The 25,862-nt window shown below is 61.6% G+C and carries 28 protein-coding genes; 16 read left to right on the top strand and 12 right to left on the bottom strand.

The window, feature by feature from the left end; genetic code table 11:
* Positions 1-61 precede the first annotated feature (61 nt).
* The 3 genes from C516_RS0100125 to C516_RS18025 are packed head-to-tail and all read left to right on the top strand — an operon-like array spanning position 62 to position 1,905.
* The gene (locus C516_RS0100125) at positions 62-598 is read left to right on the top strand and encodes a hypothetical protein (protein ID WP_018716312.1); all 537 of its coding nucleotides are present in this window, start codon (positions 62-64) and stop codon (positions 596-598) included.
* Between the two features lie 4 nt (positions 599-602).
* A complete protein-coding gene (locus C516_RS0100120; RefSeq protein WP_018716311.1) occupies positions 603-1,091 on the top strand; it encodes a hypothetical protein in 489 nt (162 codons plus the stop codon).
* A 31-nt stretch (positions 1,092-1,122) separates the two neighbouring features.
* A complete protein-coding gene (locus C516_RS18025; protein ID WP_018716310.1) occupies positions 1,123-1,905 on the top strand; it encodes a GGDEF domain-containing protein in 783 nt (260 codons plus the stop codon).
* Positions 1,906-1,924: 19 nt separating this feature from the next.
* Here the strand turns inward: C516_RS18025 and C516_RS21350 are convergent, their stop codons facing one another.
* Together C516_RS21350 and C516_RS0100105 are read right to left on the bottom strand one after the other, a co-directional pair.
* Positions 1,925-2,353: a pilin gene (locus tag C516_RS21350; protein WP_018716309.1), complete on the bottom strand. Its 429-nt coding sequence runs from the start codon at positions 2,351-2,353 to the stop codon at positions 1,925-1,927.
* Between the two features lie 218 nt (positions 2,354-2,571).
* The gene (locus C516_RS0100105; protein ID WP_245558713.1) at positions 2,572-3,909 is read right to left on the bottom strand and encodes a flippase; all 1,338 of its coding nucleotides are present in this window, start codon (positions 3,907-3,909) and stop codon (positions 2,572-2,574) included.
* A gap of 56 nt (positions 3,910-3,965) precedes the next feature.
* Here C516_RS0100105 and C516_RS0100100 point away from each other — a divergent pair, with 56 nt between their 5' ends.
* The 9 genes from C516_RS0100100 (at position 3,966) to C516_RS0100060 (ending at position 14,085) form a co-directional block, all read left to right on the top strand.
* Positions 3,966-5,174, top strand: coding sequence for a UDP-N-acetylglucosamine 2-epimerase (locus tag C516_RS0100100; protein WP_245558711.1), 1,209 nt, complete (start codon positions 3,966-3,968; stop codon positions 5,172-5,174).
* Entirely contained in the window at positions 5,171-6,220 is a 1,050-nt protein-coding gene (rfbB, locus tag C516_RS0100095) for a dTDP-glucose 4,6-dehydratase (RefSeq protein WP_018716306.1), read from the top strand. Before C516_RS0100100 ends, rfbB begins: the two co-directional genes overlap by 4 nt.
* Positions 6,217-7,098, top strand: a complete 882-nt coding sequence (gene rfbA / locus C516_RS0100090) for a glucose-1-phosphate thymidylyltransferase RfbA (RefSeq protein ID WP_018716305.1) — start codon at positions 6,217-6,219, stop codon at positions 7,096-7,098. Before rfbB ends, rfbA begins: the two co-directional genes overlap by 4 nt.
* Before the next feature lie 309 nt (positions 7,099-7,407).
* Positions 7,408-8,541 carry a DegT/DnrJ/EryC1/StrS family aminotransferase gene (locus tag C516_RS0100085; RefSeq protein ID WP_026320826.1) on the top strand — a complete coding sequence of 378 codons (1,134 nt, stop codon included), beginning with the start codon at positions 7,408-7,410 and terminating at the stop codon, positions 8,539-8,541.
* A complete protein-coding gene (locus tag C516_RS20715; RefSeq protein ID WP_084594008.1) occupies positions 8,538-9,689 on the top strand; it encodes an ATP-grasp domain-containing protein in 1,152 nt (383 codons plus the stop codon). The genes C516_RS0100085 and C516_RS20715 overlap by 4 nt, the downstream gene beginning before the upstream one ends.
* Before the next feature lie 32 nt (positions 9,690-9,721).
* The gene (locus C516_RS0100075) at positions 9,722-10,816 is read left to right on the top strand and encodes an FkbM family methyltransferase (protein ID WP_211210547.1); all 1,095 of its coding nucleotides are present in this window, start codon (positions 9,722-9,724) and stop codon (positions 10,814-10,816) included.
* 3 nt (positions 10,817-10,819) lie between these two features.
* Positions 10,820-11,965, top strand: coding sequence for a Gfo/Idh/MocA family protein (locus C516_RS20710; protein ID WP_084594007.1), 1,146 nt, complete (start codon positions 10,820-10,822; stop codon positions 11,963-11,965).
* Between the two features lie 139 nt (positions 11,966-12,104).
* Positions 12,105-13,124: a glycosyltransferase family 2 protein gene (locus C516_RS20705; protein ID WP_084594006.1), complete on the top strand. Its 1,020-nt coding sequence runs from the start codon at positions 12,105-12,107 to the stop codon at positions 13,122-13,124.
* Between the two features lie 13 nt (positions 13,125-13,137).
* The gene (locus tag C516_RS0100060) at positions 13,138-14,085 is read left to right on the top strand and encodes a sulfotransferase family protein (protein WP_018716299.1); all 948 of its coding nucleotides are present in this window, start codon (positions 13,138-13,140) and stop codon (positions 14,083-14,085) included.
* Here C516_RS0100060 and C516_RS0100055 read toward each other — a convergent pair.
* The 6 genes from C516_RS0100055 to dinB form a co-directional block, all read right to left on the bottom strand.
* Entirely contained in the window at positions 14,076-14,969 is an 894-nt protein-coding gene (locus tag C516_RS0100055; RefSeq protein WP_169509114.1) for a polysaccharide deacetylase family protein, read from the bottom strand. The two genes, C516_RS0100060 and C516_RS0100055, sit on opposite strands and share 10 nt — an antisense overlap.
* Positions 14,966-15,613: a sulfotransferase gene (locus tag C516_RS20955; protein WP_156831077.1), complete on the bottom strand. Its 648-nt coding sequence runs from the start codon at positions 15,611-15,613 to the stop codon at positions 14,966-14,968. Before C516_RS20955 ends, C516_RS0100055 begins: the two co-directional genes overlap by 4 nt.
* 256 nt (positions 15,614-15,869) lie before the next feature.
* Positions 15,870-16,781: a glycosyltransferase family 2 protein gene (locus tag C516_RS18020; protein ID WP_084594005.1), complete on the bottom strand. Its 912-nt coding sequence runs from the start codon at positions 16,779-16,781 to the stop codon at positions 15,870-15,872.
* A 45-nt stretch (positions 16,782-16,826) separates the two neighbouring features.
* Entirely contained in the window at positions 16,827-18,854 is a 2,028-nt protein-coding gene (locus tag C516_RS20950) for a hypothetical protein (protein ID WP_156831076.1), read from the bottom strand.
* 73 nt (positions 18,855-18,927) lie between these two features.
* Positions 18,928-19,326 carry a pilin gene (locus tag C516_RS21600; RefSeq protein WP_018716296.1) on the bottom strand — a complete coding sequence of 133 codons (399 nt, stop codon included), beginning with the start codon at positions 19,324-19,326 and terminating at the stop codon, positions 18,928-18,930.
* A gap of 468 nt (positions 19,327-19,794) precedes the next feature.
* Entirely contained in the window at positions 19,795-20,868 is a 1,074-nt protein-coding gene (gene dinB, locus C516_RS18015; RefSeq protein WP_040409072.1) for a DNA polymerase IV, read from the bottom strand.
* Between the two features lie 254 nt (positions 20,869-21,122).
* Here dinB and C516_RS20700 point away from each other — a divergent pair, with 254 nt between their 5' ends.
* The 4 genes from C516_RS20700 (at position 21,123) to C516_RS0100020 (ending at position 24,660) form a co-directional block, all read left to right on the top strand.
* A complete protein-coding gene (locus tag C516_RS20700; protein WP_018716294.1) occupies positions 21,123-21,329 on the top strand; it encodes a type II toxin-antitoxin system HicA family toxin in 207 nt (68 codons plus the stop codon).
* Between the two features lie 6 nt (positions 21,330-21,335).
* Positions 21,336-21,749, top strand: a complete 414-nt coding sequence (locus C516_RS0100030) for a type II toxin-antitoxin system HicB family antitoxin (RefSeq protein WP_018716293.1) — start codon at positions 21,336-21,338, stop codon at positions 21,747-21,749.
* A 578-nt stretch (positions 21,750-22,327) separates the two neighbouring features.
* Positions 22,328-23,986 carry an ABC-ATPase domain-containing protein gene (locus C516_RS0100025; RefSeq protein ID WP_018716292.1) on the top strand — a complete coding sequence of 553 codons (1,659 nt, stop codon included), beginning with the start codon at positions 22,328-22,330 and terminating at the stop codon, positions 23,984-23,986.
* 362 nt (positions 23,987-24,348) lie between these two features.
* Positions 24,349-24,660 (top strand): hypothetical protein, encoded by a 312-nt coding sequence (locus C516_RS0100020; RefSeq protein WP_018716291.1) that lies wholly within the window; start codon positions 24,349-24,351, stop codon positions 24,658-24,660.
* On the opposite strand, the gene C516_RS21475 is transcribed toward C516_RS0100020, so the two are convergent.
* From C516_RS21475 to C516_RS18005, 4 genes are read right to left on the bottom strand one after another with little or no spacing between them, the layout of a single operon-like run.
* Positions 24,641-24,787: a hypothetical protein gene (locus C516_RS21475; RefSeq protein ID WP_018716290.1), complete on the bottom strand. Its 147-nt coding sequence runs from the start codon at positions 24,785-24,787 to the stop codon at positions 24,641-24,643. The two genes, C516_RS0100020 and C516_RS21475, sit on opposite strands and share 20 nt — an antisense overlap.
* 27 nt (positions 24,788-24,814) lie before the next feature.
* The gene (locus C516_RS21470; protein ID WP_018716289.1) at positions 24,815-24,973 is read right to left on the bottom strand and encodes a hypothetical protein; all 159 of its coding nucleotides are present in this window, start codon (positions 24,971-24,973) and stop codon (positions 24,815-24,817) included.
* Between the two features lie 3 nt (positions 24,974-24,976).
* The gene (locus tag C516_RS21465; protein WP_018716288.1) at positions 24,977-25,135 is read right to left on the bottom strand and encodes a hypothetical protein; all 159 of its coding nucleotides are present in this window, start codon (positions 25,133-25,135) and stop codon (positions 24,977-24,979) included.
* Complete coding sequence (locus C516_RS18005; RefSeq protein ID WP_084594004.1) at positions 25,132-25,464, bottom strand: nucleotidyltransferase domain-containing protein; 333 nt, start codon at positions 25,462-25,464, stop codon at positions 25,132-25,134. Before C516_RS18005 ends, C516_RS21465 begins: the two co-directional genes overlap by 4 nt.
* Positions 25,465-25,862 lie beyond the last annotated feature (398 nt).

The following is a 25,862-nucleotide window of genomic DNA, read 5'->3' as shown; positions in this document are numbered from 1 at the left end:
TTGCCAGACATGCGGCGATACCGCATCCTTTTCGGTTCACCTCTGAACGATGAGCCTGCGAATGGCACGATCCCGTGGCCACGGCCTGCTCGTGGACCGAGTCACCCTGTTCTTCAGTGTCCTCGCTGTCAGCGCCGGCACGGCGGTGTGGTGGACCAGGGGCGACGCGGCCGTCCGCGCCGCATTCGGGCACGCCGCGGGCCTGCTGCTGATGGTTCTGCCTCTGGTGCTGTTCGCGGTGATGCTGGCCGCCTATATCCAGCAGATGCTGCCGATGGGCCTGGCCGAACGCTGGCTGGGGGCGGGGAGCGGCGTCCGCGGCCTGCTGCTCGCGACGCTCGCTGGCGCGGTGACCCCCGGCGGGCCCTTTTCGGCGTTTCCGCTGGTCGTGGGGCTGCGCGGGGTCGGGGCGTCACTGCCCGTGTGCGTGGCCTACCTAACCGCCTGGTCCGTGCTCGGATTGCAGCGGGTGCTGGTCTGGGAGATCCCGTTCTTCGGCGCCGACTTTGCGGCGGTGCGGCTGCTGGTCTCGCTGCCCCTGCCGCTGATCGCCGGTGCCGCCGTCATGGCGCTGACGCGCCCGACGCGAGGGGACTGAGTACGTGGGCGTCGCCTACCTCACCGTCGCCGTCCTGCTCGCGGCCACGGCCGTCGCCGCGCACCGTCACCCCGGGGTTGAGCACCGCGCCGTCTGGCGACTCGGGTTCCACCAGCTCCGGCCGTTGCTGCTTCGCCTGCCCGTCGCCATCGTGGCGGCGAGCTTTGTCGCCGAGCTGATCCCGCCCGAATGGTTCGCCCGAATGCTCGGCTCCTCCTCCGGGCTGCCGGGGGTGCTCCTGGCCTCCGTGCTCGGCGGTGCGCTGCCCGGTGGACCGTCCGTGTCGTTCCCGCTGGTGCTCGTGCTCTCCCATGCCGGGGTGGGCGTGCCGCAGATGGTGGCCATGCTCACCGCCTGGTCCGTGCTCGCGCTGCACCGCGTCCTCACCTTCGAGCTGCCGATGATGGGCTGGGCGTTCGTGTGGCGCCGTTGGCTCGTGAGCGTGATGCTCGCCCCCCTGGCCGGCGGCCTTGCCATGCTCGTTACCGGCTGAGGTCGGCAGCCCACTCGGTTATAGTGGTTCGATGGAGAAGGGGGGCCGGGCATCCTATGAGTGGCAGCGCCGGATCGTCCGCCGGCTCGGTTCCGTGCGCGCGGTCGCGCTCTTCACGCTTGTATCCACCGTGGTGTCACTCGCCATAACGGCGGTCGCCATGACACTCGATGGCATCGAGGACCCGTTCCTCGGCTACATCATCGCCATTATCGTCCCGGTGGTGCTCACCCCGCCTATCACCGGCATGCAGTTCGCCCTGATCGAGCGCCTCGACGAGGCCGAGCTCGCCCTCCATCGGCTCGCGCGAACCGACGAGCTGACAGGACTCCCCAACCGGCGGGCGTTAATCGAGGCGGGCGAGGATGTGCTGAGTCGTTCGCGTCGGCGCGGAAGTGACGTCGCCCTGCTGTTTGTCGACGTCGACCACTTCAAGCAGATCAACGACACCCACGGGCATATCGTGGGCGACCTGGTGCTGCGCCACCTGGCCCGGCGCATCGCCGGCGGCCTGCGCGAGACGGACCTGCTCTGCCGCTTCGGTGGCGAGGAGTTCGCGGCACTGCTGCCCGATACCGATGAGCAGTCCGCTGCCGAGATTGCCGAGCGGCTGCGGCGGACCACCGCAGCGAGTCCTATCATGGCGCGGCAGTCGGAAGGGCCCGCCATCCCCGTGACGCTGAGCCTGGGACTGACCGCGGCAGAGGCCGAGTCCGCCGGTGATATTCATCGTCTCATCGATGTCGCGGACCGTGCCGTCTACGCCGCCAAAGAGGCGGGCCGGGATACCGTGGCGATGCGCTCCGCTGTCTGAATCTGCCGGCCTGGGACCCCTAGCGACAGGACGACGGCAGGTACTGAGCGCCCAGCCCGCCGCAGCGCCATCCGACCAGCCGGCCGTCCGAAGCCGTTTTGGGCACCATGGTGAAGGTCTGCCCCTGGTGTACCCCGCTGTCGATAGCGACCTCCATCGTGCCGCTACTGGTCACGGTCACGCTGTTCGTCCCGAAATAGGTGCCGCTCAACTGGTCGGCCGAGTTCGTGATTCCCGTGTCACTCGCAACGTTGGCGAAGGAACCCTTGTTGCTGTAGTACTCGGTCAACGACTTACGTAAGCCATCAGTGACGGTGAGCGTATCCGCCACCTGCGCCCGGCCTGTATAGTCGATGTAACCGCCAACCGCGATTGCAGCCAGGATGCCGATGATCGCTACTACGATCATGAGTTCGATGAGGGTGAACCCATCCTGTACTCGTCGCATAATTACCCCTGAGCGTTCTGATATCGTATTTTTCGGTACGGTCGCAGCCTCCGAATAAGCACGAATGGTGCCAGCCTCTGAAATGCCGGCGGATGGGGGCTCTAACTGGCTTATGGGCCGTATTTCCAGCTGTGACGCTGGAAATTCTTGGCGCGCTGATTGCCCGTCTGCGTCAGGGGCAGGGGTAGAGAGGGCCGTTTTGCGTCAGCGTTTGATAGTTAGATCGCCGAGCTTCGAATGCTGAGGCGTGATTTCACTATCAGCCACAGCCAGACATTCCAGAAAACCAGGCTCCCGCTGGTAGCGATGGCCGCGCCGATCACGCTGAACGATGGGATCAACAGGAGATTGAGCACCACGTTAAGCCCGGCAGCTACCGCCAAGACCCGAGTTACTTCGCGCTCATGGCCGGCCATGTTGAGCAGCATGCTAGTGGCGCCAAATCCGGCACTGGCCACTTGCCCCAGCGCAAGAATCAGCAATGGCAGCCAGGCAGAGAGGTATTCCGTACCGAAAAACGTGTGCAGCAACCAGTCACCGAACACGATAAACACGAGCGTCACGGCCAGCGCGAAGGCCAACGCTGCCTGAGCCAGACGATTCATGAGCTTCTGTAACTTCGCCTGCTCGCCCTCCGAGTGGAGCCGGGCAACAAATGGAGCCGCGGTCATGTTGAGTGCAAACAATGCGAGCGGAACGATCAAAGCGCCTTGTGCCGCGACACGGTAGACCCCGACATCCACCGTGGCCGCAAGCATCCCCAGCATGAGCACATCGGCATGTCGCATGAACTGCTCGGTACCCTGAGTAAAGGCCATCGGCCAGGACGATTTGAACCACTCTCGCTGGCGATAGACCGGTTTGGCCTGTCGCAATGGCGGCGGACGATACCGCCTCAACAACATGGCTCCGACGAGGAACGCCACCAGGGACGCGCCGCACATGAGCGCCATCGCCCCAGCGGGTGAAAGTCCCACATCCGGCAGTATCACCACCACCAACAACAACCCCGCCATAAGCGCGGGGCGCAGAACCTGCTCCGGAAATACGCCCGCTACCACGTGGCGCAAACCTCGCAGGCTGGCTGACCGAATGGCACCGAGCGCCATTACCGGTATCAGCGCGAGCCCCCATGGCAATGTTTCTCGCAGTGACTCCCCCCGGGCCCAGCCCGCCCAAAGCCCGAACAGCCCGATGCATGCGACAAGCAGGGACAGCACCAGCACCGCGCCACTGGACCAGCGCCAGATCCCCTGTACCGCCCCCCAGTCACCGTCCCGCTGGCCCCGAGCCGTCTCGCGCACCACCAATGGAGGAAGACCCAACCGCACCGGCACGGAGACAACAGCGGTCAACGCGAAGACAAACGCATAAACCCCATAGCCCGCCGGTCCCAACAGGCGGGCAAGCAGTACGACCACCAGAAGGCCCAGCAGCACTTCCGACACCCGTGCCAGCAGCCCCCCGGCACCGCCCCGAAGCAGTTGCGCCGCCAAGCCATCACCACGCCATGGAATGGACCGCCTTGTGTCGCCATGTTCCTTGTTGCCCGACACGCTGCCTTCGCCTCCCTCTCAACGGCCCGACCCACGGCGGCCGGGACTCTGGCGCCATGGTACGCTATCGCCCGGAACAAGGCCCTTCACCGCGGGCCGGAGTGCAGGGATCGATGCCAGTCCATCCAACGGAAAAACCACGCCTTATCGCCATCCTCGGCACACGTGCCCAGGTCATCAAGATGGCGCCGCTCCTGGCCGAGCTCGAACGTCGCCACCTTCCCTACCGGCTGCTGATGACCGGGCAGCACCAGGCGACCGTCGACGACCTGCTGGACGAATTCGGCATCTCCACGCCCCGGGAACGGCTTTACGAAGGTCCGGAGATCAAAGGCATGGCACAGGCCGGCCTGTGGATGCTGCGGACCGCCTGGCGACTTTGGCGCCGGCGTGCCAATTGGGCGCCGAAACCCAGAAGACATACCATCGTGCTGGCGCACGGCGACACCTTCACCACGCTGCTGGCCGCCTTCGTCGGTCGTTTGTCCGGTACCACCGTCGCCCACGTCGAGGCCGGGTTGCGTTCCTTCGACTGGCGACACCCGTTCCCCGAGGAAATCACGCGCATCCTCGTCTCACGAGTCGCCAGGATCGCCTACTGCCCGGGCAGCTGGGCCTGCGGCAACCTCGACAAACGGCGGACGGCCATCGTGGATACCCGGGCCAACACCATCCTCGATGCGCTGCGTACCGCGCTGGAGAAGCCGGCCGCCCCCGGGAACAACAATGACACTCCCTACGCCGTGATCTCCGTGCACCGGTTCGAGAACCTCTACTCCCGGGAACGCATGGGGGTCATCCTGGACACCATCCGGCGGCTGGCCGAACGGTTGCGGGTGATCCTCGTCCTCCACCCCACCACCGAGAAGCGCCTCACCGAACTGGGCAGGCTCGAGGAGCTCCAGCAGAACCGGAACATCGAATTGCGCCCGCGGATGACCTACGTCCCCTTCATGCAGCTGATCGCCCGCTCGCGACTGGTGATCAGCGACGGCGGCAGCAACCAGGAGGAACTCTCCTACCTCGGCATTCCCACCCTCCTGCTGCGCATGGCCACCGAACGGCAGGAGGGGCTGGATGACAACGTGATCTTGAGCCGCTTTGATCCCGAACGCATCACCAGGGCGGTCGAAGGCGTCGATACCACCACACCCCGGCAGACCGCCACGTTGCCGCCGCATCACCCGGCCAGCATCATCGTCGACGACCTGATGAAACGGCTCTCTCCGGCCGCGACCGACGAAACGGCGGGAGGCCGACGATGACACCTGCCGGCAAACTCTCCCCCTGCATCATGGTGACCGGAGGGGCCGGCTTCATCGGCTCGGCCCTGATTCGGCATCTGCTGGACACCACGGACCGGCATATCCTGAACGTCGACAAGCTCACCTATTCCGGCGACTTACGCACCCTGGGAAGCTGGCAGGACGACCCTCGCCATCAGTTCTTCCAGCTGGACATCAACGACCAGGAATCCATCGAGGAGCTGCTGGCCACCCATCGCCCCGAGGCCGTGATCCACCTGGCCGCCGAATCGCACGTCGACCGGTCCATCGCCGGCCCGGAGGCCTTCATCCGGACCAACGTCGACGGCACCTTTCGCCTGCTGGAGGCGGCACGGGGGTATTTCGAGGGCCTCTCCCGTGAAGACCGGGCATCGTTCCGTTTCATTCACGTCTCCACCGACGAGGTCTTCGGCGACCTGGGGCCGGACGACCCGCCCTTCACGGAAACCACGCCCTATGCCCCGAGTTCGCCCTACTCGGCCAGCAAGGCCGCCTCCGATCACCTGGCACTGGCCTGGCACCGGACCTACGGCTTGCCGGTCATCGTCACCCATTGCTCGAACAACTACGGCCCGTACCAGTTCCCCGAGAAGTTCATTCCCCGCCTGCTGGCCACCGCCCTGGCCGGGAAGGACATCCCCGTCTACGGCAAGGGAGAGAACGTCCGCGACTGGCTGTTCGTGGAGGATCACGCCAAGGCGATTGAACGCGTGTGGCAGGCCGGACGTCCCGGGCGACGCTACAACATCGGGGGAAACAACGAGGTCCGAAACATCGATCTTGCCCGAACGCTGTGCGGCCTGCTCGACGAGATGGCTCCCACTCCCGAAGGTCCGTACGACCGCCTGATCCGGTTCGTCACCGACCGCCCGGGTCACGACCGGCGCTATGCCATCGACAACCGCCGCATTCAGGGCGAACTGGGCTGGGAGCCGGCCCATGCACTGGAAGACGGGCTCCAGGCCACCGTGCAGTGGTATCTCGATCACCCCGAATGGCTGCACCGCCAACAGGACACCGCATGAACGACTCGGCAACCCAACGCAAGGGCATCATCATGGCCGGCGGCAGAGGCACGCGACTGACCCCGATCACGCGGGCGGTTTCCAAGCAGCTGCTGCCGATCTACGACAAGCCGATGATCTACTACCCGCTGTCGGTGCTCATGCTCGCCGGCATCCGCGAGATACTGATCATCACCACACCCGAAGACGCCCCGGCCTATCGGCAACTGCTGGGCGACGGCCACGCCTTCGGCATCCACCTTGAGTACGCCACGCAACCCCAGCCCAACGGTCTGGCCGAGGCATTCACCATCGGTGCCGACTTCCTCGACGGCCACCCGGCGTGCCTGGTGCTGGGCGACAACATCTTCTACGGCGCGCAGTTCAGTCCGCGCCTGACCGAGGCCGACAGCCGCGCTCACGGCGCCACCCTGTTCGGCTACCAGGTCAAGGACCCCGAGCGCTTCGGCGTGGCGGAGTTCGATAGAAACGGGAAAGTGGTAGCCATCGAGGAAAAGCCCGCCCACCCCCGCTCGCAGTACGCGATCACCGGGCTGTACTTCTACGACAACCGGGTGGTCGACATGGCACGGGACATCCGCCCCTCCGCGCGCGGAGAGCTGGAGATCACCGACATCAACCGGCAATACCTGGAAAAAGGCGAACTGCACATCGAGCGTCTCGGGCGCGGCTTTGCCTGGCTGGACACCGGCACGCACGCCAGCCTGCTTGAGGCGGCGCAGTTCGTGGAAACCATCGAGCGCCGCCAGGGCTTCAAGATCGCCTGCCTGGAAGAGATCGCCTGGCGCAACGGCTGGCTGGACGAGGAGGCCATCCTCGCCGCGGCCCACACGGTACGTGGCACCGAGTACGCCGACTACCTGCAGAGTCTCGTGTAGTGCGTCCCAATTGCTGGTACGTTCAGCGAGCAGCTGGCCGGCCAGCTGCAAGGCGCGGTCTCGCCGGAAGGGTGGTTCCCTTTCAAGAGACCGCAACGCCGCAGATGGCCGGCCAGCGGCTCGCCCGGAGGGAGCCCACCACAAGCACCAACTCGGCGTTGCAGCGCTTGACAAGGGCACCGACCATTGCCGGCGCGCTGCGCCTTGATCTGACGCTTGTGGCGAGCTCTGAAAGTGCCAGCAATTGGGACGCACTACACTAGCCGAGCCGGAGTAGAATCGATGGCAGACAACGTAAGGCCAGCGAACATGGATCGAAAAGCGCCAGCACAGGACGAACCGCTGTTCGTCACGCGCCCGCAACTGCCTCCGCTCGAGGAGGTCATGCCCTACCTCGAGGAAATCTGGCGCACGCATCAGCTGACCAACAAGGGGCCCTTCCACGAGCAGCTGGAGGCGGCGTTGTGCGACTACCTGGGCGTGGAGCACATCTCCCTGTTCGCCAACGGCACGCTGGCCCTGGTCACCGCCATGCAGGCATTGCGGCTGACCGGGGAGGTGATCACCACGCCGTACAGCTTCGTCGCCACGGCCAACGCCCTGCTGTGGAACGACCTGACCCCGGTGTTCGTCGATGTCGACCCGGTCACCCTGAATCTCGACCCCGAGCAGGTCGAGGCCGCCATCACGCCCAAGACCAGTGCCATCCTGCCGGTACACGTCTACGGCCATCCGGCGGACGTCGACGGCCTGCAGGATGTCGCCGACCTCTACGGCCTGCGCCTGATCTACGATGCCGCCCACTGCTTCGGCGTGGAAGACGAGGGCGGCAGCATCCTGCGCCACGGTGATCTCTCCATCCTGAGCTTCCACGCGACCAAGGTGTTCAACACCTTCGAGGGCGGCGCCATCGTCAGTCCGGACGCCAGGGCCAAGCAGCGGATCGACTACCTCAAGAACTTCGGCTTCGCCAACGAGACCACGGTCGTCGCCGCCGGCATCAACGCCAAGATGAACGAGTTCCAGGCCGCCGTGGGCCTCGCCCAGCTCAAGCACATCGACGCCGCCATCCACGCCCGGGCCCGCATCGATGCTCGCTACCGCGAGCAGCTGGCAGCCATCCCCGGCATTCGCTGCCATACCCCATCGACGGCCCGCCGGCACAACCACGCCTACTTCCCGATCTTCGTCGAGGACGATTTTCCCTTGAGTCGCGACGAGCTCTATTTTCGGTTGCGCGAACACGGCATCCGGGGACGGCGATACTTCTACCCGCTGATTCCCGAGTTCCCCATGTACCGCAACCTGCCGGGCAATGATCGGAACGAGTGGCCGAATGCCCACGAGGCCGCGGAGCGGGTGATCTGTTTGCCAATGTACTCTGAGTTGGGACAAGAAGACCAAGACACCGTGGTTCAGGCGTTCAATCCAGACGAGATATGAGCAAGGTCCTCCTCCTCGACACCAACTTCTCCTCGACACCGATCTACAACTACTTGGTGGATCGCGGTCACGAAGTTTATGTAATGGGAAACAATCCCGATGATGCCTTGGCCAAGAATGTCGAACATTATATCCGTCAGGATTATTCACAAATAGAAGTGACGCGCTCACTGATTCGGGATATCGGTATCGAGCACGTGGTCCCCGGCTGCAATGATCAGTCATACCGGGTTTGCGCTGCCTTGAACGAGGATGAGGGGCATCCGGGAATCGACGATCCTGAAACCACCGAGACACTGACCAACAAAGCTATTTTCCGTGATTTTGCAGCAGCCACTGGGCTGCCATCACCAAAAGTCATCGAAAAAAAAGATGGCCTGCTCGAACCAGTCATGGTCAAGCCCACCGACGCCTACAGTGGACGGGGAATCACCATTTTGCGCGATGGAGACGAAAGTCAACTCCTGGAAGCAAAGGAACTGGCCAAGAAATTCTCCCCATCGAACAGCTATCTGATCGAAGAATACATTGAAGGGCAACTTCACAGTCACAGTGCCTTCCTGCGAGCGCAGGAAATTGCTCACGACACCGTGGTCGAAGAGCACGGTTCGGCAAATCCCTTCGTGGTTGACACCAGCCGAGTCTCGCCGGAATTCCCACCATCCTCTCTGGATGAAATCCGCGAAGTGGTAACCAGGATCGCAGGGCATTTGAAACTCAAGGATGGGCTCATTCACACGCAATTCATCCTGTCGGATGGGGGCATATGGATTGTCGAAGTGACACGCCGTTGCCCCGGCGACCTCTACAGCGTGCTGGTGGAGTCTTCCACCGGCCTTAATTACGTGGAAAATTACGTTCGTCCATTCCTTGGCTTGCCTTATCGCTTTGAAGCTAATCCTGGCGAACCCAGTAATGTCATGCGACACACCGTGTCCAGCACTGAGCCCCTGGTCTTCAATGCGTTGCAGTTCAATGTGCCATTCCAGGCCGAGAGATTCGTGCCTCTTGCAGAGGCTGGCGACAAGGTGGCGCCTTCTCCATTTGGTCGAATGGGCATCCTCTTTGCCAAAACGAGTGAATCAAACGAACTCGATCACCTGTTTTCCCTGACGCTTGACCGAAAACTTTACCGCTTCAATGACTGAGGCGGGCAAAAAAGGAACCTGAAATGCAATGTATGATGGAACTGGCTGCTCAAGCCCTTGCAGATAGGGCCGCCGATCCGGAGATCGCGTTGAAGTTCCTGAATCCTTCCCACGTGACCGAACGTTACGTTGTCGGTCGGAACGAGCAGTCTCTCGACCTCATCAGGAAATGCACAATTCACGGTCTGATCGATGATTTCCGCCAAGGGGAAGAGTACTGGCATGGCATTCCGGTTGTCTCGTCACGATACGTGCCGGAGCATGCCTTGGTCGCGAACTGCTCTACCTCCATCAGCCCGGTCAATGTTAGTCGGAACCTGCACGATGCCGGGATCAGACACATAGTGTCGTTTGGTGACCTTTTAAAGGTCGACTCCGCTGGCTCTCTCCCATTGCCTTGGTTCATAAAACAGCAACGAGAGGACATGGAGCGGCACGGCGACGAATGGGAAGAACTGTTCCAGTCCCTGGCAGATGGAGAGTCCAGGCAAACGCTTCTTGACATCGTGCAATATCGGCTGACAGCCGACCCCAGATACATGGAGGCCTACACGGTCAGGCTCATCGAGCAGTATTTCGAACCATTCCTCGACACGGCGGAACAAGTGTTTGTCGACGCCGGGGGATTTGACGGTGACACGACACAGGAGTTCTGCGCACGCCATCCTGACTATCACAAGGTCTTCCTGTTCGAGCCCTCGCCGACGAACATGGCTGCAGCCCGGGAAAGGTTGAAAAACGAGCGGAATATTCATTTTGTCGAAGCGGCGATTTCTGATGAAGTCGGCTCGCTACGATTCAACGTTGAGGCCGGCCCGGCTTCTTCGGTCTGCGACGAGGGGGGGGCAAGCATCGCCGTCACCACACTCGATCAAGCGATTCAGGAACCGGTCACCTGGATCAAGATGGATCTGGAAGGATGGGAGATCAAAGCGTTGCGAGGTGCAAAGCGACTGATCCACGAACATTCTCCCCAACTCAGTATTGCTACATACCACCGCGCGAGCGATTTCAGGGAAATTTATGCGTTTATCCGCTCACTGAACCCTTCCTATCAGGTGCGTTTGCGCCACTACACACAAGGTTGGTCGGAAACAGTGATGTATTTCAGTGACCAGACAAGCTGAACGATGTCAGACATATCTAAAACAGCTACCACACCGCTTCGTCTCGCCTTCATCGGAGGAGCGACGACTTCCGCCGTGGGGTACACACATTTCACCGCCAGCCGGCTGGACGGCACTTATCATCTTGTCGCTGGCTGCTTCAGCCGGAAGGACGCTCTCAACCGGCAATCAGCCATTACATATGGAGTCCCCGCTGACCGAACCTACAGGAACTGGAAGCAACTGCTTTGCGAGGAGCGGGATCGAGTGGACGCGATCGCGGTCCTCACCCCGACACCGATCCATGCCGAAATCGTCATCGCGGCGCTGGAAATGGGTTATGCCGTGATCTGCGAAAAGGCCCTGTGTCTAACTAGCGAGGAATGCAGGAGCATCCAGGCCGCAGTGGACCGCAGTGAAGGGTACCTTGCTGTCACATTCAATTACTCCGGCTACCCGATGGTTCGCGAGTTACGACACATGATCCGCGAGGGACGCTTGGGGGACATTCAGCAGGTCCACATCGAGATGCCCCAAGAGGCCTACCTTCGTAGGGGAGTCAATCCTCAAGATTGGCGTCGGCAGGATCATGTTATTCCCACGGTCTCCCTCGACCTCGGGGTACATGTCCATCATCTGATGGATTTCGTTACATCAGGAACTCGCCCGATCGAATTGACTGGGGATCAATCCAGCTATGGAAAATTCCCTGACTTGATCGACAATGTTTATTGCCTTGCGCGCTATCAAAACGAAATGCGAATGCAGGCTTGGTGGGGGAAAACAGCGCTGGGTTATCGGAACGGTCTACGCATCCGTGTATTTGGAAGCCAGGCCGGCGCGGAGTGGGTGCAAACGGACCCGGAGACATTACGAATTAGCGACAGCGACGGGAGAATCCTGATCCTTGATCGTTCCGCCGGAGACTGTGCGGTTGCTTCCGAACCTAGATACAACCGTTTCAAGTCCGGCCATCCATCAGGCTTCATCGAGGCATTCGCGAATCTTTACTCGGACCTCGCGGAAGACATACAACGGCACAAGGAAGGTCTCAAGGCATCAACTCCTTTCGTATTCGGATCCCGACATGCGCTCGACGGCATGATTTTCCTCGAGGCGACCCATCAAGCAGGCTTGAAAAAAACGTGGGTCTCCGTGAGAAATAGATAAATAACGCCTTCACACCAAGCATGGATATCATAACGAATCCGGGATGCTTTTCCGGCGCATATTCTCATGCACCACAAATATTTTCTGGCCTGCCAGATCGGCAATTTGAAAAATAAGAGCGACACCACAGACGATCAACATGAACCCAGACCCGGAGACCATCATTATTCGTCCCAATGTGAGCCACCCGCTGGTCAGCGTTGTAGTCCTGTGTCACAACCATGCTCCTTATATCCAGCAGACGCTAGAAAACATATTCTCGCAAGTCACGGACTTTCCTTTCGAGACAATAATAAATGACGATGCCTCATCTGATGGAACCACATCAGTTATCCGAGACGTCCCGATGCCATCAACGGGCGTAACGCTGATCTCTCACAAAATCAACAAGTACTCACAAGGAATAAACGTTGGCAAGTACCCCATGAGCATAGCGAGAGGTGAGTACATCGCGTTCTGTGAAGGGGATGATTTCTGGATATCATCTGAAAAACTACAAAGACAAGTGCATGCAATGCGACGTAATCGAGGTTTGGACTTGTGCGTCCATCCAGCCATGCGCCTGTCCATGCGCACGGGCAAGCAGAAGAAAGGCTTCGATCACGGCCCTGAAGAACACGTCGTTTCGCCGGAAGCCATCATCGCTCGCCACAACCAGTTTGCGCCGACCGCTTCAATGCTCATGCGGGCCAACGCCGCGCAGGATCTGCCAGACTGGTTCTTCAACGAGCCCGGCCTGCCTGTCGGCGACTTTTTCATCGAAGCGATCTTGGGACGCAAGGGCGTGCTCTACCTGCCGGACACCATGTCGGTCTACCGGAGAGACGTGCCGGGCTCCTACACAAACTCGTTTCGGCGTGTCTCGGGCGAGACACTCGAGAAACGGCTGCAACGAATGTTGTACTTCGTGGAGAAATTGCGCGACATGGAAGGGATTCCGGAGGCCGCCCTGGATCAGCGTCTTTCCTATGTGCGGCTGAACTACGCCCTGCAGTTTCTGAGCGCCGGGGATCGTGAGCGTTTCATACGCGCAAGTCGCGACATTCGCTTGCGGGGGCATGGTGGCCTGCAGGCGGCCTTGGCGGCGATGAGGCGAAGCCGGGTGGCGTTTGCGGCCGGCCGCCAAGCCTTTCACGCGCTGCGCCGACTCAAGGACTGACGGACGGCAACCGATGACCGACGATCTCCGCTTTCATGCCCCCGTGATGATCCTGGGCGCGCCGCGATCGGGCACGTCCCTGCTGCATCGTATCCTGCGCGGACATCCGGGTTTCGTGTCGACCGCTCGTGAATCACAGCCCGTGTGGGAGCCGCTGACCGAACCATCGAGACACGACTGGGCCGGCGAGCAGGCGCCAGGAGATCTCCAGTCCGGCGACATCGACGGGATCCACCGCCAGCTGGCCAGGCTCGCTCTGCCCGCCGATGTCTGGAGACGGGCGGACGCCCGCGATGTCGTCGCGAAACAGCAGAACCCGATACTCTCCCGCTGGGTGCTGCGCCCCGGCTACCGTGCTCTGGTGATGGCGCGCGCGTTGCGCTGGCGCTCCACCCTGCACTCCTGGCTGGTGGACAAGTGCGTCCATAGCGGGCTCTGGCCGGAACTGCTGGAAACCGCGTTCCCGGATGCCCGCTATATCCATATCGTGCGCGACCCCGCCGACACGATGCGTTCCATGGTGAGCGGCTGGCTCAACCCCGACCGGTTCTTCACCTGGGAGCCCCCGCAGGGGCTTGCCATCCCCGACTACCCGTTCACCCGCTGGAACTTCCCGCTGCCGCCAGGCTGGCAGGAAGTGCGCGACCGTCCCCTGGCCGAGGTCGTGGCGTTCCAGTGGCGCGCAATGCAGGAAGGCATTCTCGGACTCGAATCCCGCACGCCAACCGAGCGCTTCCTGCGCGTTCGCCTGGAAAACCTCAATGCGCGCCCAAGGGAGACGATCGAGCAGATCGCGGCGTTCCTGCAACTGCCCTGGTCGGACTATCTGGAAACGTTCGCCGGACGAGTGCCGGTCGTCAATGCCGAGGGCAAGCACCAGCCGCCCGGGAAACTCGCCACCACCGTCGAAGAGATCCTGCCCTCGATCCGGGACACCGCCCGGCGACTGGGCTACGACTGATCGGACGACTCCGCACCGGCGAGGGCGCGCCGACCGGCCTCAGCACAGGTCACCACCTCGTGGCCTCGTTCGAGGATAAGCTCGACCATTCGCTCGAACAGCCCGACAGCGTGGCGCCCGGCATAGAATGGATGGTCGTACAGACACAGGTAGGGCCGCCGATCCAAGAGCCGTTCATCGAATTCGGCCAGTATGGTGTCGTTCGTCAGACCCGCAGCCTTGCGACTCTCCAGATATCCCACCCCGCCCGGCTCTCCGGCCAGGGTATTGGGCACGGAGGCAATCTCTCCGGAAGGCGTCCACAGCCTTTCTGGAGCCCCTCCCTTATCGCGGACATCCGCCATCACGTCAAACCCCTGCGAGACGAGGACATCGGCCAGGGCGGGGGGTGATGCCCACCCCGGCGAGGCGAACGAAGTGACCGCACGCCCCGCCGCCGCCTCCAGGCGCGCCTTGCCCCACGCCACTTCCGCGGCAATCCGCTCCCGGCTCCACTCGCCGGCGTTGCGTTGCCAAGTGGCATGATTGTGCCCCCCGTGCAGTCCCACCTCGTGGCCGCCATCGATGATCCGGCGTATCATTGCCGCCTGCGCTGGCAGGTTACGGGGATTCATCACCAATAGACGCAAGGTTTCACCAAGTCCCAGCTTCTTCACGGAACCGAATGCCGGTGCGCGCTCGATGTCGCCATGTGCTGCTCTGCGTGAGATCGCCTCGTGCACCAATAGCCCACGATCAATCGCTCTTCCCGGATTGACGAAGAACGTCAGTGCGACACCGTGCCGTTCCGCGACCGCACACAGCGGCTCCCCCCCTTCCCGCAGACAAAGATCCGTGTCCACGTCAAAACGGAGCACGCAGGTCTTGCGAAGTGACTCGGTCACGTCCGGTTCTCCCAGGGGAAATCACTCCGAACCGGCTCACGGCCAAGGAAGTCGCACAGGCGTCGATAATCTTGGGAATCGCTCACGTTGACGATGAGCAACTTACCCTCCCGCCCGGCGAAATGATGCTCTACCTCGGCATTGAATGCCAGGTAGGTCTCTATGAGCCAGTCGCGATCATAAAGCTTCTCCCCCTGATTGCCCCAAACGCTCTTGGCTCGATAAACAAAGCCCGGGCGGACATATTCAGCGGCCCGCAAATCTGCCTCGGTGGGCACACTCCCCTGCTTGCCGAACCGTTTGCTCTGGAAACGAATCAAAGACCAGTACCACTGCTCTGCCGAGTCACGCACCGTCAATATAAAACGGGCATTTGGAAAAGCCTCGTCCAGTACGCGGTAGGTGTCTGGCCAACTGAACGGCACATCTTGGAAAGCATTGTAGTATTTGCAAAATTCGACAATCGGGCCGAACTCGCCCTTGAGATAGAAATCATCAGAGAGCAGCTCGGCATAACGTTGCGGTGCTAGCCGATAGCCCAGTTCCCGTAACGCTTTTGCCATGGTAGTGGTGCCAGTCTTGTTACGTCCTATGCAGAATATTTTCTCGCCTCCTAGATCGGGGTACCGAAAGGCCTTCTCCATTTTATATCGGCCCACCGAAAGCAGGTTCTTTATTTGCTGCCGGCGTTTTCTAGAAGGGAGCGTCATAGTGATCCTGTGCAGATTATGACTGGCCAGAGTCGAGGGCGTTAAAGTTATATTTTTGTAAGCTATTGAGTCGCCTTAGTTTATTTGTATATCCTGAAAAGGTCGGTGGTCTTTCCGTTGGCGGTAGCCACGTCACCTTCCCGGTCAGCCGGGCTGAGTGATCAAGAGGATCGGTCGATTTGGGCCGATCTTAGTGACCATCGTCCACAGCATTGATGCTGTTTTGGTTGGTGTCCTTGTACATCAGTTGCGTGATCTGCTCGGATATCAACCCGAGGAGAAAAGCGAGGATTGCCGTGGTCAGAAGTAGTGCCGACATGTTGGTAAAGCGCCCCTGAGTGATATACGTATATGCATAATACGCAATGCCTAGCAGGAAAATTCCGCCGCTTGTGGGGGCGAATATCTTTAAGGGTGAATAAAGCGTTGCGACTTTGAAGATGATGAGAAGGAAACGCAAACCGTCTCGGAGGGGGCGGATGTGGCTGCGGCCGCTCCGTGGCCGAGCGGTTATCGGAACATACTCTACCGTATAGCCGGCCCTGAAAAACGCCATGGTAATTGTTGTAGGATATGAAAATCCGTTAGGCAATAAGTAAAGGAACTTGCGGAACGGCGCCGCGCGGACCGCGCGGAAGCCGGAGGTTAGGTCGGGTATTGCATGACCTGTCATATAGGTAGCGAGACGATTGTATAAAGCATTAGCCATGCCGCGGCCTATGTTCGCTTGGGATGCACTCCGCCTTGCTCCTATTACCATGTCCATGCCGTCACGTTCCATGATGTCGAGAAGAACTTGTATGTCTGCGGGGTCGTGCTGACCGTCAGCATCCATAAAAACGAATATTTCTCCCTCGGCATGACGTGCGCCTAGCTTTACCGCGGCGCCGTTGCCCATGCTGTATGGACGTGATAGTACGCGAGCTCCAGCATTTGCTGCTATGGAACCGGTTTCGTCACTTGAGCCGTCGTCCACCACCAGGATTTCATGTGCGGAAAGATGTGTCCGGATGGCATTTATTACTGAAGCGACCGAATCTGCTTCGTTCTTTGCTGGCAATATAACCGAAACGCGGTTCTGGGGGGCGGGTGTCTTGGTCATTGTGCCTGCCCTGGTCGTCCTATAAGTTGATTTGGGATTTCTTTGTCATTTGGCTGGCCCAGCCGGCAGAAGTATTTCTTTGGTTTTTTCTGTGCGGTTCTGTAGTTTAGTATGTGAATCGTCGGGCGGCACCGGGAACCCAGATTGTCTAGCTGTATCCCAGTCTAATATATGCGACATGAGAGTGCGAATATGTAGTTCCCCAAATCGGGTGGGGCGGTCGTTTTTGAACCTCTCCGACGCGAGGGCTTTTGCCAATTCAGGGAATCCCGCCATGCGGAGACCAGACTCCTGTTTTTCCCTCATTCGGGGGTCATAGACTAGCTTGTTCGCTTGCTTGAAAGCATTGTAGGCCTCGTGGCCGATCCCTTTGCTAGCAAGAATGTAACCTGCCAGCGTCCATAAATATTTTTTCTGCCATATCCCGAATTTGGGATTGTCGAGTAGCGCTCTAATTATGTAGTAACTCTGTTCGACACTTAATCCCTCGCACTCACCGCTTGCCGCCTGCCGAATAAGTGGTTCAAGGTATTGGTTGAGACCGTTGAACTCCGGGGTATGTTTGGCCATTGTTATTAATGCTTTTACACGGTCTGGGTCAAGCGGTGACCTTGGGCAGTTAAGGCGAAGGGTAAGTAGCCTAGGCGCCAGAAGGGAAGGGGCGTTTTTTTGCCACTGTGTCAAGGCGTATCGAAGTGTCATGACATTGTTGTAGCGGTTTGCAACAAATGATAAGCGAAGCCAAGCAGATGACGACTTTGGCGCTTCAATAGTCCAAACGGTTGCTGCAAGTTGCGGCTTGCCCCACAAACTTGCGCGTAAGTGTGCCTGTGCCGCGTTGGTGGCGAAAAGGGTGGCAAATAAGGCAAACGCGAGTTTTTTCTTGTGGTTGTATAGAATGTTTATGCCTCTAAGGCCGGCGATGATAAGACCTGTAGAAGGTAGGTAATTTCGGTGCTCATAGTAGAGGTCCAGGGAGAGGCCGGAAGATTCTATAAGATGACCCGCAAAGAAAAACAGAAAACCAAATGCTATCAGTGGGAATCGTTTGCGTGCGCAAAGCGCGATAATGACTAAAGCTGCAATTGTGGCCCAGCCGATTGCGGAAATTATGATGTTTTCGGCGCTGGGGGGTGTTGATATAAAGCTGTCGTAAAATAATCCAGAGGTTGAATTTTGGGGTATGATGATTTTGTACATGTAGTTAAGAAGGACCTCTCCTTGAAGAAGGACTCGTCCGAATCCTGCCGTCCATGTGGAGCCATGTTTTACGGTGCTTATGGCCAAGTAAAAAAGTATGATGGCCATTGGCGCGATGCCGTACGAAAAAACGACTAGGCGCCTAATTAAGGGGTTTTTCGTGGATGTGTCGCTTGATGAAAGAACCGTGGCTTCTAGGATAACGATGAGTATGGGCGCAATGGCCGCATTTTCTTTCGCATAAAACCCGATGAGTGCAGCAAGTGGGCAGGCGACCAGAAAGGCAATGCCTCTCTTTGGGCGGTCGTTTTCAATAGCGTGACGGCCGGAAATATAGAGCGAAAGCGACGCGAGTGTAAAAAGAGCGGAAAGTTGCGTCATACGCTGGATGACATAAAAGACGGTCGATATTTGTAGCGGTAAAACCAACCAAAGAGAGCACGCCAGTAGGGGGAGAAGGTTGTTTTGGAGTTCATTGTCTTGGGCGGCTTTTTGTCGTACGCTTTTTATGCAGAGACGTGTAAATTGAAAGACAGCAACTCCAGTGAGAAGGTGGAGCATCAGGTTGGTCCAAAGGAAGGAGGTGGCGTCACCGGGCCAACCGTACTGATTAATCAGAAACGTAAGTAGGGATACAGGGCGGCCAGTAGGGCCGGAAATGTTGCCCGTTAGGAAAGACATTATCTCATGGTACGAGTCCACCAGCCCATGGGCTCTACCTAAAGGTTCCAGATTGGAGAAGTCGTCAAACAGGAAGCTTCCGGATAGGCCCGCTTTTAATATATAAAAAGAAAATATAAGAGAAGCGGGTAGTGCTAACGCGAAAAGAAATTCAGATATGGGTTGCGGCGTGCGGGGATGAGTGGTGGACATTGCCTTTCCGGAAAAGAAGATGGGGCCAATTCGATTGGCCCCATCATATCACCCTTCGGTTGAGCGTCGTCGTTTACTGACAGCTGCTCGGGGCGTACTCGACCGATCCGGAGGAGTTGCACTCCCACGTCACGGAGCCGGAATTCAGAGCGGGATCCATGCTGATAGTGAGGTTTGACAGCTGACCGGAGCCTGTAACGGAAATAGAACCGCCGTTCCAGGTTACGCCACTCACAAGGTCTGTGCTTACGCTAGAAAAGTTAACGCTACCCGCGTTCGGAAGGTAGCCGTTGACCACGGCAAACTCGGAAACTGCGGTCTTGACGGGCGCAGCGACCGAGATCAGCTCACTGGCCTGAGCGCGCCGGGTGTAGTCCTGATACGCCGGGATGGCGATGGCGGCGAGGATGCCGATGATCGCGACCACGATCATCAGCTCGATGAGCGTGAAGCCCTGCTGTGTCTTCTTCATGGGTGAACTCCATTTGCGTTCAACAGTACTGAAGTTGTCCGGGTGGCCGTGTGTGCCCAACCGGGTTGCCCCGGTCCACGCCCTGGTCCTGCCCTCCAGTCACTCAATGACTTAGCAGGTTCCGTGCCACCTCTCCGGTGCGCGCCCGACGGTTCTGAGTCCGTTCCTAAGAGCCGCGCGTGCGGGCGCGATGCCTTGGACACGGCCGCAGTATGGGCAGGCTGCACATCCGTGTGCAATTGCCGCATTTTGTCATGTTTGGCAATCGGGGTGTGACGTGGAGCGGCACATTGTCGGGGGTTCGGGGTGGTTTGTCGGGTGTGGGGGCTTTGGGCGGGGGCGGTTCGCGGTACGGGTCCTCTCGGCAAGACCCTCTCCCCGAATTCCCAAAACCTTCTCCCCAAACCCCTCTCCCGTGAAGGGAGAGGGGCTGTACGGAGGAGGCTTGCGGGAGGAGGAGGCTCGGGCTCACTGGATGATGGAGAGCTGTTGGGGGCCCTCGGGGGTGTCGGTGAGCTGGGAGAGGGAGACGCCGAGCAGCCGTACCGCGCGATGGAGGGTGTGCTGGCGCAGGCATTCCTGCACGGCGGCGGCGAGGGTATCGGGGTCGGCGCTGGCCTCGTTCAGTGACAGGGAGCGGGTCTGGGTGACGAAGTCGCGGTAGCGGATCTTCACCGTCACTGTCCGTGCGCGCAGGCCGCGCTCGGTCAGCCGCGGGACGAGCCCGGTAAGCATCTCCTCGGCCAGCCAGGCGAGTCGGGCGCTGGAGCGGCAGTCCTTCTGGAAGGTGGTTTCGCGGCCTATCGACTTGCGTTGACGGCGCGGGGCGACGGGGCGCTCGTCATGGCCGTGGGCGCGTTCCGATAGGGCCTGTGCGTGGTTGGCGGGGAAGGCGGTTGCTAGGCGTTCCACGGGCGTGGCGGCGAGGTCCCCGATGGTCTCTATGCCGAGGTCGGCCAGCCTCTCGCCGGTGCGCGGGCCGACGCCGTGAAGCGTGCGCACGGGCAGGGGCCAGACTCGGTCGGGGACGTCGTCCAGGGTCAGCTCGGTGAGGCCGTCGGGTTTCTCCAGATCCGAGGCGATCTTTGCGAGGAGGCGGTTCGGGGCAAGGCCGACGGAGCCGGTGAGCCGGGTGCGCGAATGGATGCGGGCCTTGAGCTCGGCGCCGAGGTCGCGCGGCGGTTCCGGACGGTGGCTGACGTCCAGGTAGGCCTCGTCCAGCCCCACGGGCTCGATGTGCTCGGAGAGCTCGCGCAGCAGGGCGAAGACCTCCGTGGAGGCGGTACGGTAGGCGGCGAGGTCCACCGGCAGGAACACGGCATGGGGGCAGAGCTCCAGCGCCCGGCGCAGCGGCATCGCGGAGTGGATGCCGTACTGCCGGGCCTCGTAGGTCGCGGTGGAGACGACCCCGCGGCGGTTCGGGTCGCCCCGGCCGCCGACCACCACCGGCTGCCCGGCGAGCTCCGGGCGGCGCAGCAGCTCCACGGACGCGAAGAAGGCGTCCATGTCGACGTGCATGATGGTTCGGTTCGGGGCAGTCATGGCGCCATTATGGGGTCATGTGGAGGGGGTGTGGGCGTGGTCGAATCACGGTGCGGTGCGACTGCGTGAACGGGGATCTCGGCTGCCAGGAGCAGCCGACCTACTGTCGCGGGGGCCTTCTGTCGTAGGTCGGGGAGGCGCGCCGCGCCTGCCCGACACCCTTCGCGGCACTCTTCTCTACTGTACCGCGCATGTCGGCTGCGGGGAGCTGTTGAACGGCGTGGGCAGTGGTTTCGTGGATCCGTTGAGCTAAAGTGTGTAAAGATACACAAATTAAGAGCAAGGATGTCATCGCGCGACTGGAACAGGAAGGTTGGAGGCGGGTTGGTGGTAAGGGAGATCACCAGAAGTTCAAGCATCCTTGTCGTTCTGGACACGTGGTGGTGCCGCATCCGCGTAAAGATTTGCCTGCCGGTACGCTGAGGAATATCTATCGGCAGGCCGGCTGGGACTGGAGGTAACCGACCATGCTCTATCCTGTCTATGTGCACCCCGGGGACGACAGCACGGCTCACGGGGTCACTATTCCGGACTTTCCTGGCTGTTTCTCCGCGGCCGATACGTGGGAGGAACTGCCGAAGGCGATCCAGGAGGCCATCGAGGTCTACTGTGAGGGCGAGGATATGCCCTTGCCTGCCCCGACGCCGTTGGAGAAGTTGGCGGGTGATGAGCGATACCACGATGGTGTGTGGATGCTCATCGATGTGGACGTCTCCCGCCTGAACACCCAGCCGGTCCGCTTGAATGTCTCCCTGCCGGGCGGACTCGTCCAGCGAATTGACGCCTACGCCCGCGCTCACCATCTCACGCGAAGTGGTTTTCTGGCACGAGCCGCGGAAGCGGCGATGAAGCATGAGACGGACCGGTTCAATAGCACCTGATTGTTATTACAACGGCGTAAATGTCCATGCTGGTCGCATGGAGCTGCCTACCTACGGCCGAACTCGGCCGGTCCCGAGCCGCTTAACGAGGTAGAGCGTGCACAGCTGCCAAGCCGTGTGTGACCCCCCGGCCGAGAATGATCTATCACGCCGCGCCCGCGCAGTGCTACGGACGCGAAGAAGGCGTCCATGTCGACGTGCATGATGGTTCGGTTCGGGGCGGTCATGGCGCCATTATGGGGTGATGTGGAGGGGTTGTGGGCGTGGTCGAATCACGGTGCGGTGCGACTGCATGAACAGAGATGTCGGCTGCCTTGAGCGGCCGACCTACGGGCGCCACCGCGGGTAGGTCGTGCACGGCCGGTGGCCGTGTGCGACGTCCCCGCCGGTGAACGGGGAATGTCGCACGCCTTCGGCGCACGACCTACGCGGTTGCACCCTGGGGCATTACCCAACCTATCGGTTGCCTGGAGTGGCCGAGCGAGGCGGGCCTGCTTGTGCCCTTGGCTCGGCTGCTGGAGTCGCCGGCGCTGTGGCAAGCTGGGCGGCGTTTGCAGATTCGGCGAAGAGGTATCCTCATGCAGAAGCTCCAGGCCGCGCTCCAGCGCATCGACGGCAAGGGCTACAAGGCGTACCGCGATATCGAGGGCGAGTATGCCTTCGATGCCTTCACTCTCGTCGTCGATCACGTCCAGGCGGATCCGTATGCCGCGCCGTCGCGGCTGCGCGTGATCCTGCCTTACGACCTGGCCGGCCTGCCCGGGGACTGCGTGACCGGCGAGCGGGCGCGGGCCGCGCGGGATTACCTCGCGCGCTGTTTCCGCCGCGCGGTCCGCGACGAGTGCGCCATGGCCATCGATGCCGGGGCACAGACGGTGCTGGACCGCACCGCGGTGCTGTTCACCGACACCGGGGTGGAGGTGCGCTTCACCCTGGGCCTGCCGGCGCGGGGACGGACGATCCTCGGGCGCCAGGCGGCCACGCTGCTCTGCCGGCGCCTGCCGGAGGCCGTGGAGGCCCTGCGCCCGGGGCAGCGGGACGATGAGGCGCTGGCCCGGCACTGCGACACCGTGGAGGATCAGGTGGTCCTGCGCTCGCAGCTCGCGGAGCGCGGGCTGGTGGCCTTCGTCGCCGATGGAGCGGTGCTGCCGCGGCGCTCCGGCGTGGATGATCGTCCGCTGCAGGAGGCGATCGCCTTCGAGGCGCCGGACGCGCTGGCGGTCACGCTCGAGGCCCCGCACGCCGGGCCGGTGCGTGGGCTGGCTATCGCTTCCGGCATCACCCTGATCGTCGGTGGTGGCTTCCACGGCAAGTCCACGCTGCTCCGGGCGCTGGAGCTCGGGGTCTACGATCACGTCCCCGGGGATGGTCGCGAGCGGGTGGTTACCGAGCCCTCGGCGGTGAAGATCCGTGCCGAGGACGGACGTGCGGTCCATGCGCTGGACCTCTCGCCGTTCATCAACCATCTCCCCTACGGCAAGTCCACCGAGGCCTTCGACACGGCGCTTGCCTCCGGCTCCACGAGCCAGGCGGCGGCACTGCAGGAGGCGCTGGAGCTGGGGGCCGGCAGCCTGCTCGTCGACGAGGATACGTCGGCGACCAACTTCATGATCCGCGACGAGCGCATGCAGGCGTTGGTGGCCAAGCGCGACGAGCCGATCACGCCCTTCGTGGACCGCATCCGGGAGCTGCGCGACCGCCTCGGTGTCGCCACCGTGCTGGTAATGGGCGGCTCCGGCGACTACTTCGCCCACGCCGATGCCGTTATCCAGATGCATGACTACCTCCCGCGGGACGTCACTGCCGAGGCCCACCGCATCGCCGAGGCGCACGCCGGGCAGCGCCGGGAGGAGGGCGAGCGCGACCTCGCCGCGCCGCGCCCGCGGGTGCTCCAGCCCCGCTCCCTCGACCCGCGTACCGGCAAGGGCAAGCCCCGGGTCAAGGTCCGCGGCGTGGATACGCTCGTTTATGGCGAGGACGAGGTCGACCTGCGCGCGGTGGAGCAGCTCGTCGATCCGAGCCAGGTCCGCGGGGTCGCACGGGTCCTGGCCCGTCTGGCTGAATCCGATGAGGTATGGCTGTCCGCACCGGCGGATGCCGTAGCACGCCTGCTGGAATCGGACTGGACCGGGCTCACGGCACGCCCCGACGGCGACCTCGCCCGCCCCCGCACCGCCGAGGTCATGGCGGCCCTCAACCGCTTGCGGGGCGTGCGCTTGCGCGCCGGCGGCGGGTGACGGCGTCCCGCCGCGTTGGGATTGGTAATCAGTCGTCCTGGGTGGTCTCCTCCTCAACGGCCGAGATGCCCGTTTGTGATGTCACGTCTCGTTGTGGATCGGCGGCGATGTCGCACACGGCCGGCGGCCGTGCACGACCTACCGTTACTATGGCCGCTGCCCCCCTGTCCGCACGGCATCTCCAGTAGGTCGGCTGCTCCTGGCAGCCGACAGAAGATGCCCCGCAAGGCCGGTGACCTCCCGTGCCCCCGCTGGCACCGTTCGGCGGCTGACCGCCGGTCGGACCACCTCCTATAACGTGTTACTCGTTATCTTCTGACTGAACGCGAGAGGGTGGTGGCGCGAATCGGGAGGATGGGCGGATGGCCCGTGAGAAGGGGCGGCATCGGCGGCGATTGGGGCGGGTGGAGGCCGATCTGCGGGTCGCGGTCTATCTGCGCGGGAGGCGGCTGGGCGAGTACCGCACGCGGGACGTGAATCGTGCCGGCATCGGCCTGCGCCCCGGGCGGATCATGCTCTGGCCCGGGCTGAAGGTGGAGGTGCAGCTCTACTCCGCCGTCGCGGAGCGGCCCATGCCCCGCCGGATTCCGGCGGTGGTCTGCTATGTCCGTGCCTCGGGCATGGGGATCCGGTTCAACAGCGCCGTGCCCAGCGTCAAGGAGGCCCATCGCTGAGCCAGCCGCGGTCGGCCAGTGCCTGGAGCAGGCGGGTAGCGGTGTTCGTCAGCGTGGAGACGAATTCGTGGCCGGTCTGGAGGACGCTGGCGAGTACGGCGGTGTCCTCGATGTATTCGTCCACCATCTGGTTGCGGAGCTTGCGAAGGCGGAACTATTCGTCCGCCGATGGGACCAGCTCAAGTCGCTCGGCGCGGTCGAGGTTATCCAGGAGTGCCCCTTTGCGCTCCCCCAGGGCGGCGAGATAGGCGGGGAGCAGTTTGTCGCCGAGCGTGTCCTGCAGGTGCGCAAAACGGCTGACGAACGCCTCCACGCGTTAGGCCTCGTCGATGTCGTTGTCGAGATCGCGTGCCCGCTCCGTGGAGAAGGGTCTGTCGAACACGCGGCGGTCAGTCGTTGCAAGGTGGTGGCTTTCCCGCTGGACGACCCTGGCGAGGAATTGAACGCGTTCGATATTGTCCGGCCGGGTCGTCATAGCTGTCGCCCTTCCTTCGACGCCCGGGCATGAATGGTGCTGCGCTGCAGATTGGGGGCGCTGAACACGACGTCGACCTCGCGCCCTCCGGTGAGCCGGGTTAGCCGGCCGGAAATCCCGGCCGCGAGCCAAGCCGGGTTCTCGACCGGGGTGTCGCTTTCCACGAGCAGATCGATGTCCCCACCGCGACGATCGTCCCGCAATCGTGATCCAAACAGGAACACACGGGCATTGGGTTCGGCTTCTTCCCGGACGACCCTGCGAATCAGGGCAGCTGTATCGTCTGACAGACGCAAGGCGTAGACCTTCGGATGTGCTCCGTTGACCATTTAACAGATGGTAACCCGGCATGCGCCGGTGGGGTCGTTGTCCCGGTGGGGAATCGCATCGGGCGGGCGCCCCGCGCCTCCCTGATCTATCAAGGCAGTCGGCGCTGCCAGCGCCGCAGGACGGGATGTTGGCTGCCAGGAGCAGCCAACCTTGTGTTTTCGACGGTAAGGGTTTGTAGCCCTTAGTGTCGGTCCCGGGGACGCCTGGGAGAGAGGGGAGCAGGGAGGCTGTAGCCAACCTTCGGCCTGCAGGACAGAGCCTGCGACGTAGATTCGCCCCCTGCTCCCCATTTTATCTTTGTCGCATACAGCCCGAACGGTATCCAAGGCCTGAGGCACTCAGAGCCTGCACAGACAAGGTTAGGCCGCGACGAAGCGCTCCCGCACAGGTGCTCCCG

It is taken from the genome of Arhodomonas aquaeolei DSM 8974 (assembly GCF_000374645.1).
GTDB lineage: Bacteria > Pseudomonadota > Gammaproteobacteria > Nitrococcales > Nitrococcaceae > Arhodomonas > Arhodomonas aquaeolei.
The sequence above is the reverse complement of the archived record's forward strand: the minus strand, read 5'-3'. Positions and strand labels throughout refer to the sequence as shown.

Coding starts and splice junctions, on each gene's coding strand:
- C516_RS0100125 (WP_018716312.1), top strand. CDS start 62: ATGGCACGATCCCGTGGCCACGGCCTGCTCGTGGACCGAGTCACCCTG.
- C516_RS18025 (WP_018716310.1), top strand. CDS start 1,123: ATGGAGAAGGGGGGCCGGGCATCCTATGAGTGGCAGCGCCGGATCGTC.
- C516_RS21350 (WP_018716309.1), bottom strand. CDS start 2,353: ATGCGACGAGTACAGGATGGGTTCACCCTCATCGAACTCATGATCGTA.
- C516_RS0100100 (WP_245558711.1), top strand. CDS start 3,966: ATGGTACGCTATCGCCCGGAACAAGGCCCTTCACCGCGGGCCGGAGTG.
- rfbB (WP_018716306.1), top strand. CDS start 5,171: ATGACACCTGCCGGCAAACTCTCCCCCTGCATCATGGTGACCGGAGGG.
- rfbA (WP_018716305.1), top strand. CDS start 6,217: ATGAACGACTCGGCAACCCAACGCAAGGGCATCATCATGGCCGGCGGC.
- C516_RS0100085 (WP_026320826.1), top strand. CDS start 7,408: ATGGATCGAAAAGCGCCAGCACAGGACGAACCGCTGTTCGTCACGCGC.
- C516_RS20715 (WP_084594008.1), top strand. CDS start 8,538: ATGAGCAAGGTCCTCCTCCTCGACACCAACTTCTCCTCGACACCGATC.
- C516_RS0100075 (WP_211210547.1), top strand. CDS start 9,722: ATGATGGAACTGGCTGCTCAAGCCCTTGCAGATAGGGCCGCCGATCCG.
- C516_RS20710 (WP_084594007.1), top strand. CDS start 10,820: ATGTCAGACATATCTAAAACAGCTACCACACCGCTTCGTCTCGCCTTC.
- C516_RS20705 (WP_084594006.1), top strand. CDS start 12,105: ATGAACCCAGACCCGGAGACCATCATTATTCGTCCCAATGTGAGCCAC.
- C516_RS0100060 (WP_018716299.1), top strand. CDS start 13,138: ATGACCGACGATCTCCGCTTTCATGCCCCCGTGATGATCCTGGGCGCG.
- C516_RS20955 (WP_156831077.1), bottom strand. CDS start 15,613: ATGGAGAAGGCCTTTCGGTACCCCGATCTAGGAGGCGAGAAAATATTC.
- C516_RS18020 (WP_084594005.1), bottom strand. CDS start 16,781: ATGACCAAGACACCCGCCCCCCAGAACCGCGTTTCGGTTATATTGCCA.
- C516_RS20950 (WP_156831076.1), bottom strand. CDS start 18,854: ATGTCCACCACTCATCCCCGCACGCCGCAACCCATATCTGAATTTCTT.
- C516_RS21600 (WP_018716296.1), bottom strand. CDS start 19,326: ATGAAGAAGACACAGCAGGGCTTCACGCTCATCGAGCTGATGATCGTG.
- dinB (WP_040409072.1), bottom strand. CDS start 20,868: ATGACTGCCCCGAACCGAACCATCATGCACGTCGACATGGACGCCTTC.
- C516_RS0100030 (WP_018716293.1), top strand. CDS start 21,336: ATGCTCTATCCTGTCTATGTGCACCCCGGGGACGACAGCACGGCTCAC.
- C516_RS0100025 (WP_018716292.1), top strand. CDS start 22,328: ATGCAGAAGCTCCAGGCCGCGCTCCAGCGCATCGACGGCAAGGGCTAC.
- C516_RS0100020 (WP_018716291.1), top strand. CDS start 24,349: ATGGCCCGTGAGAAGGGGCGGCATCGGCGGCGATTGGGGCGGGTGGAG.
- C516_RS21475 (WP_018716290.1), bottom strand. CDS start 24,787: ATGGTGGACGAATACATCGAGGACACCGCCGTACTCGCCAGCGTCCTC.
- C516_RS21465 (WP_018716288.1), bottom strand. CDS start 25,135: ATGACGACCCGGCCGGACAATATCGAACGCGTTCAATTCCTCGCCAGG.
- C516_RS18005 (WP_084594004.1), bottom strand. CDS start 25,464: ATGGTCAACGGAGCACATCCGAAGGTCTACGCCTTGCGTCTGTCAGAC.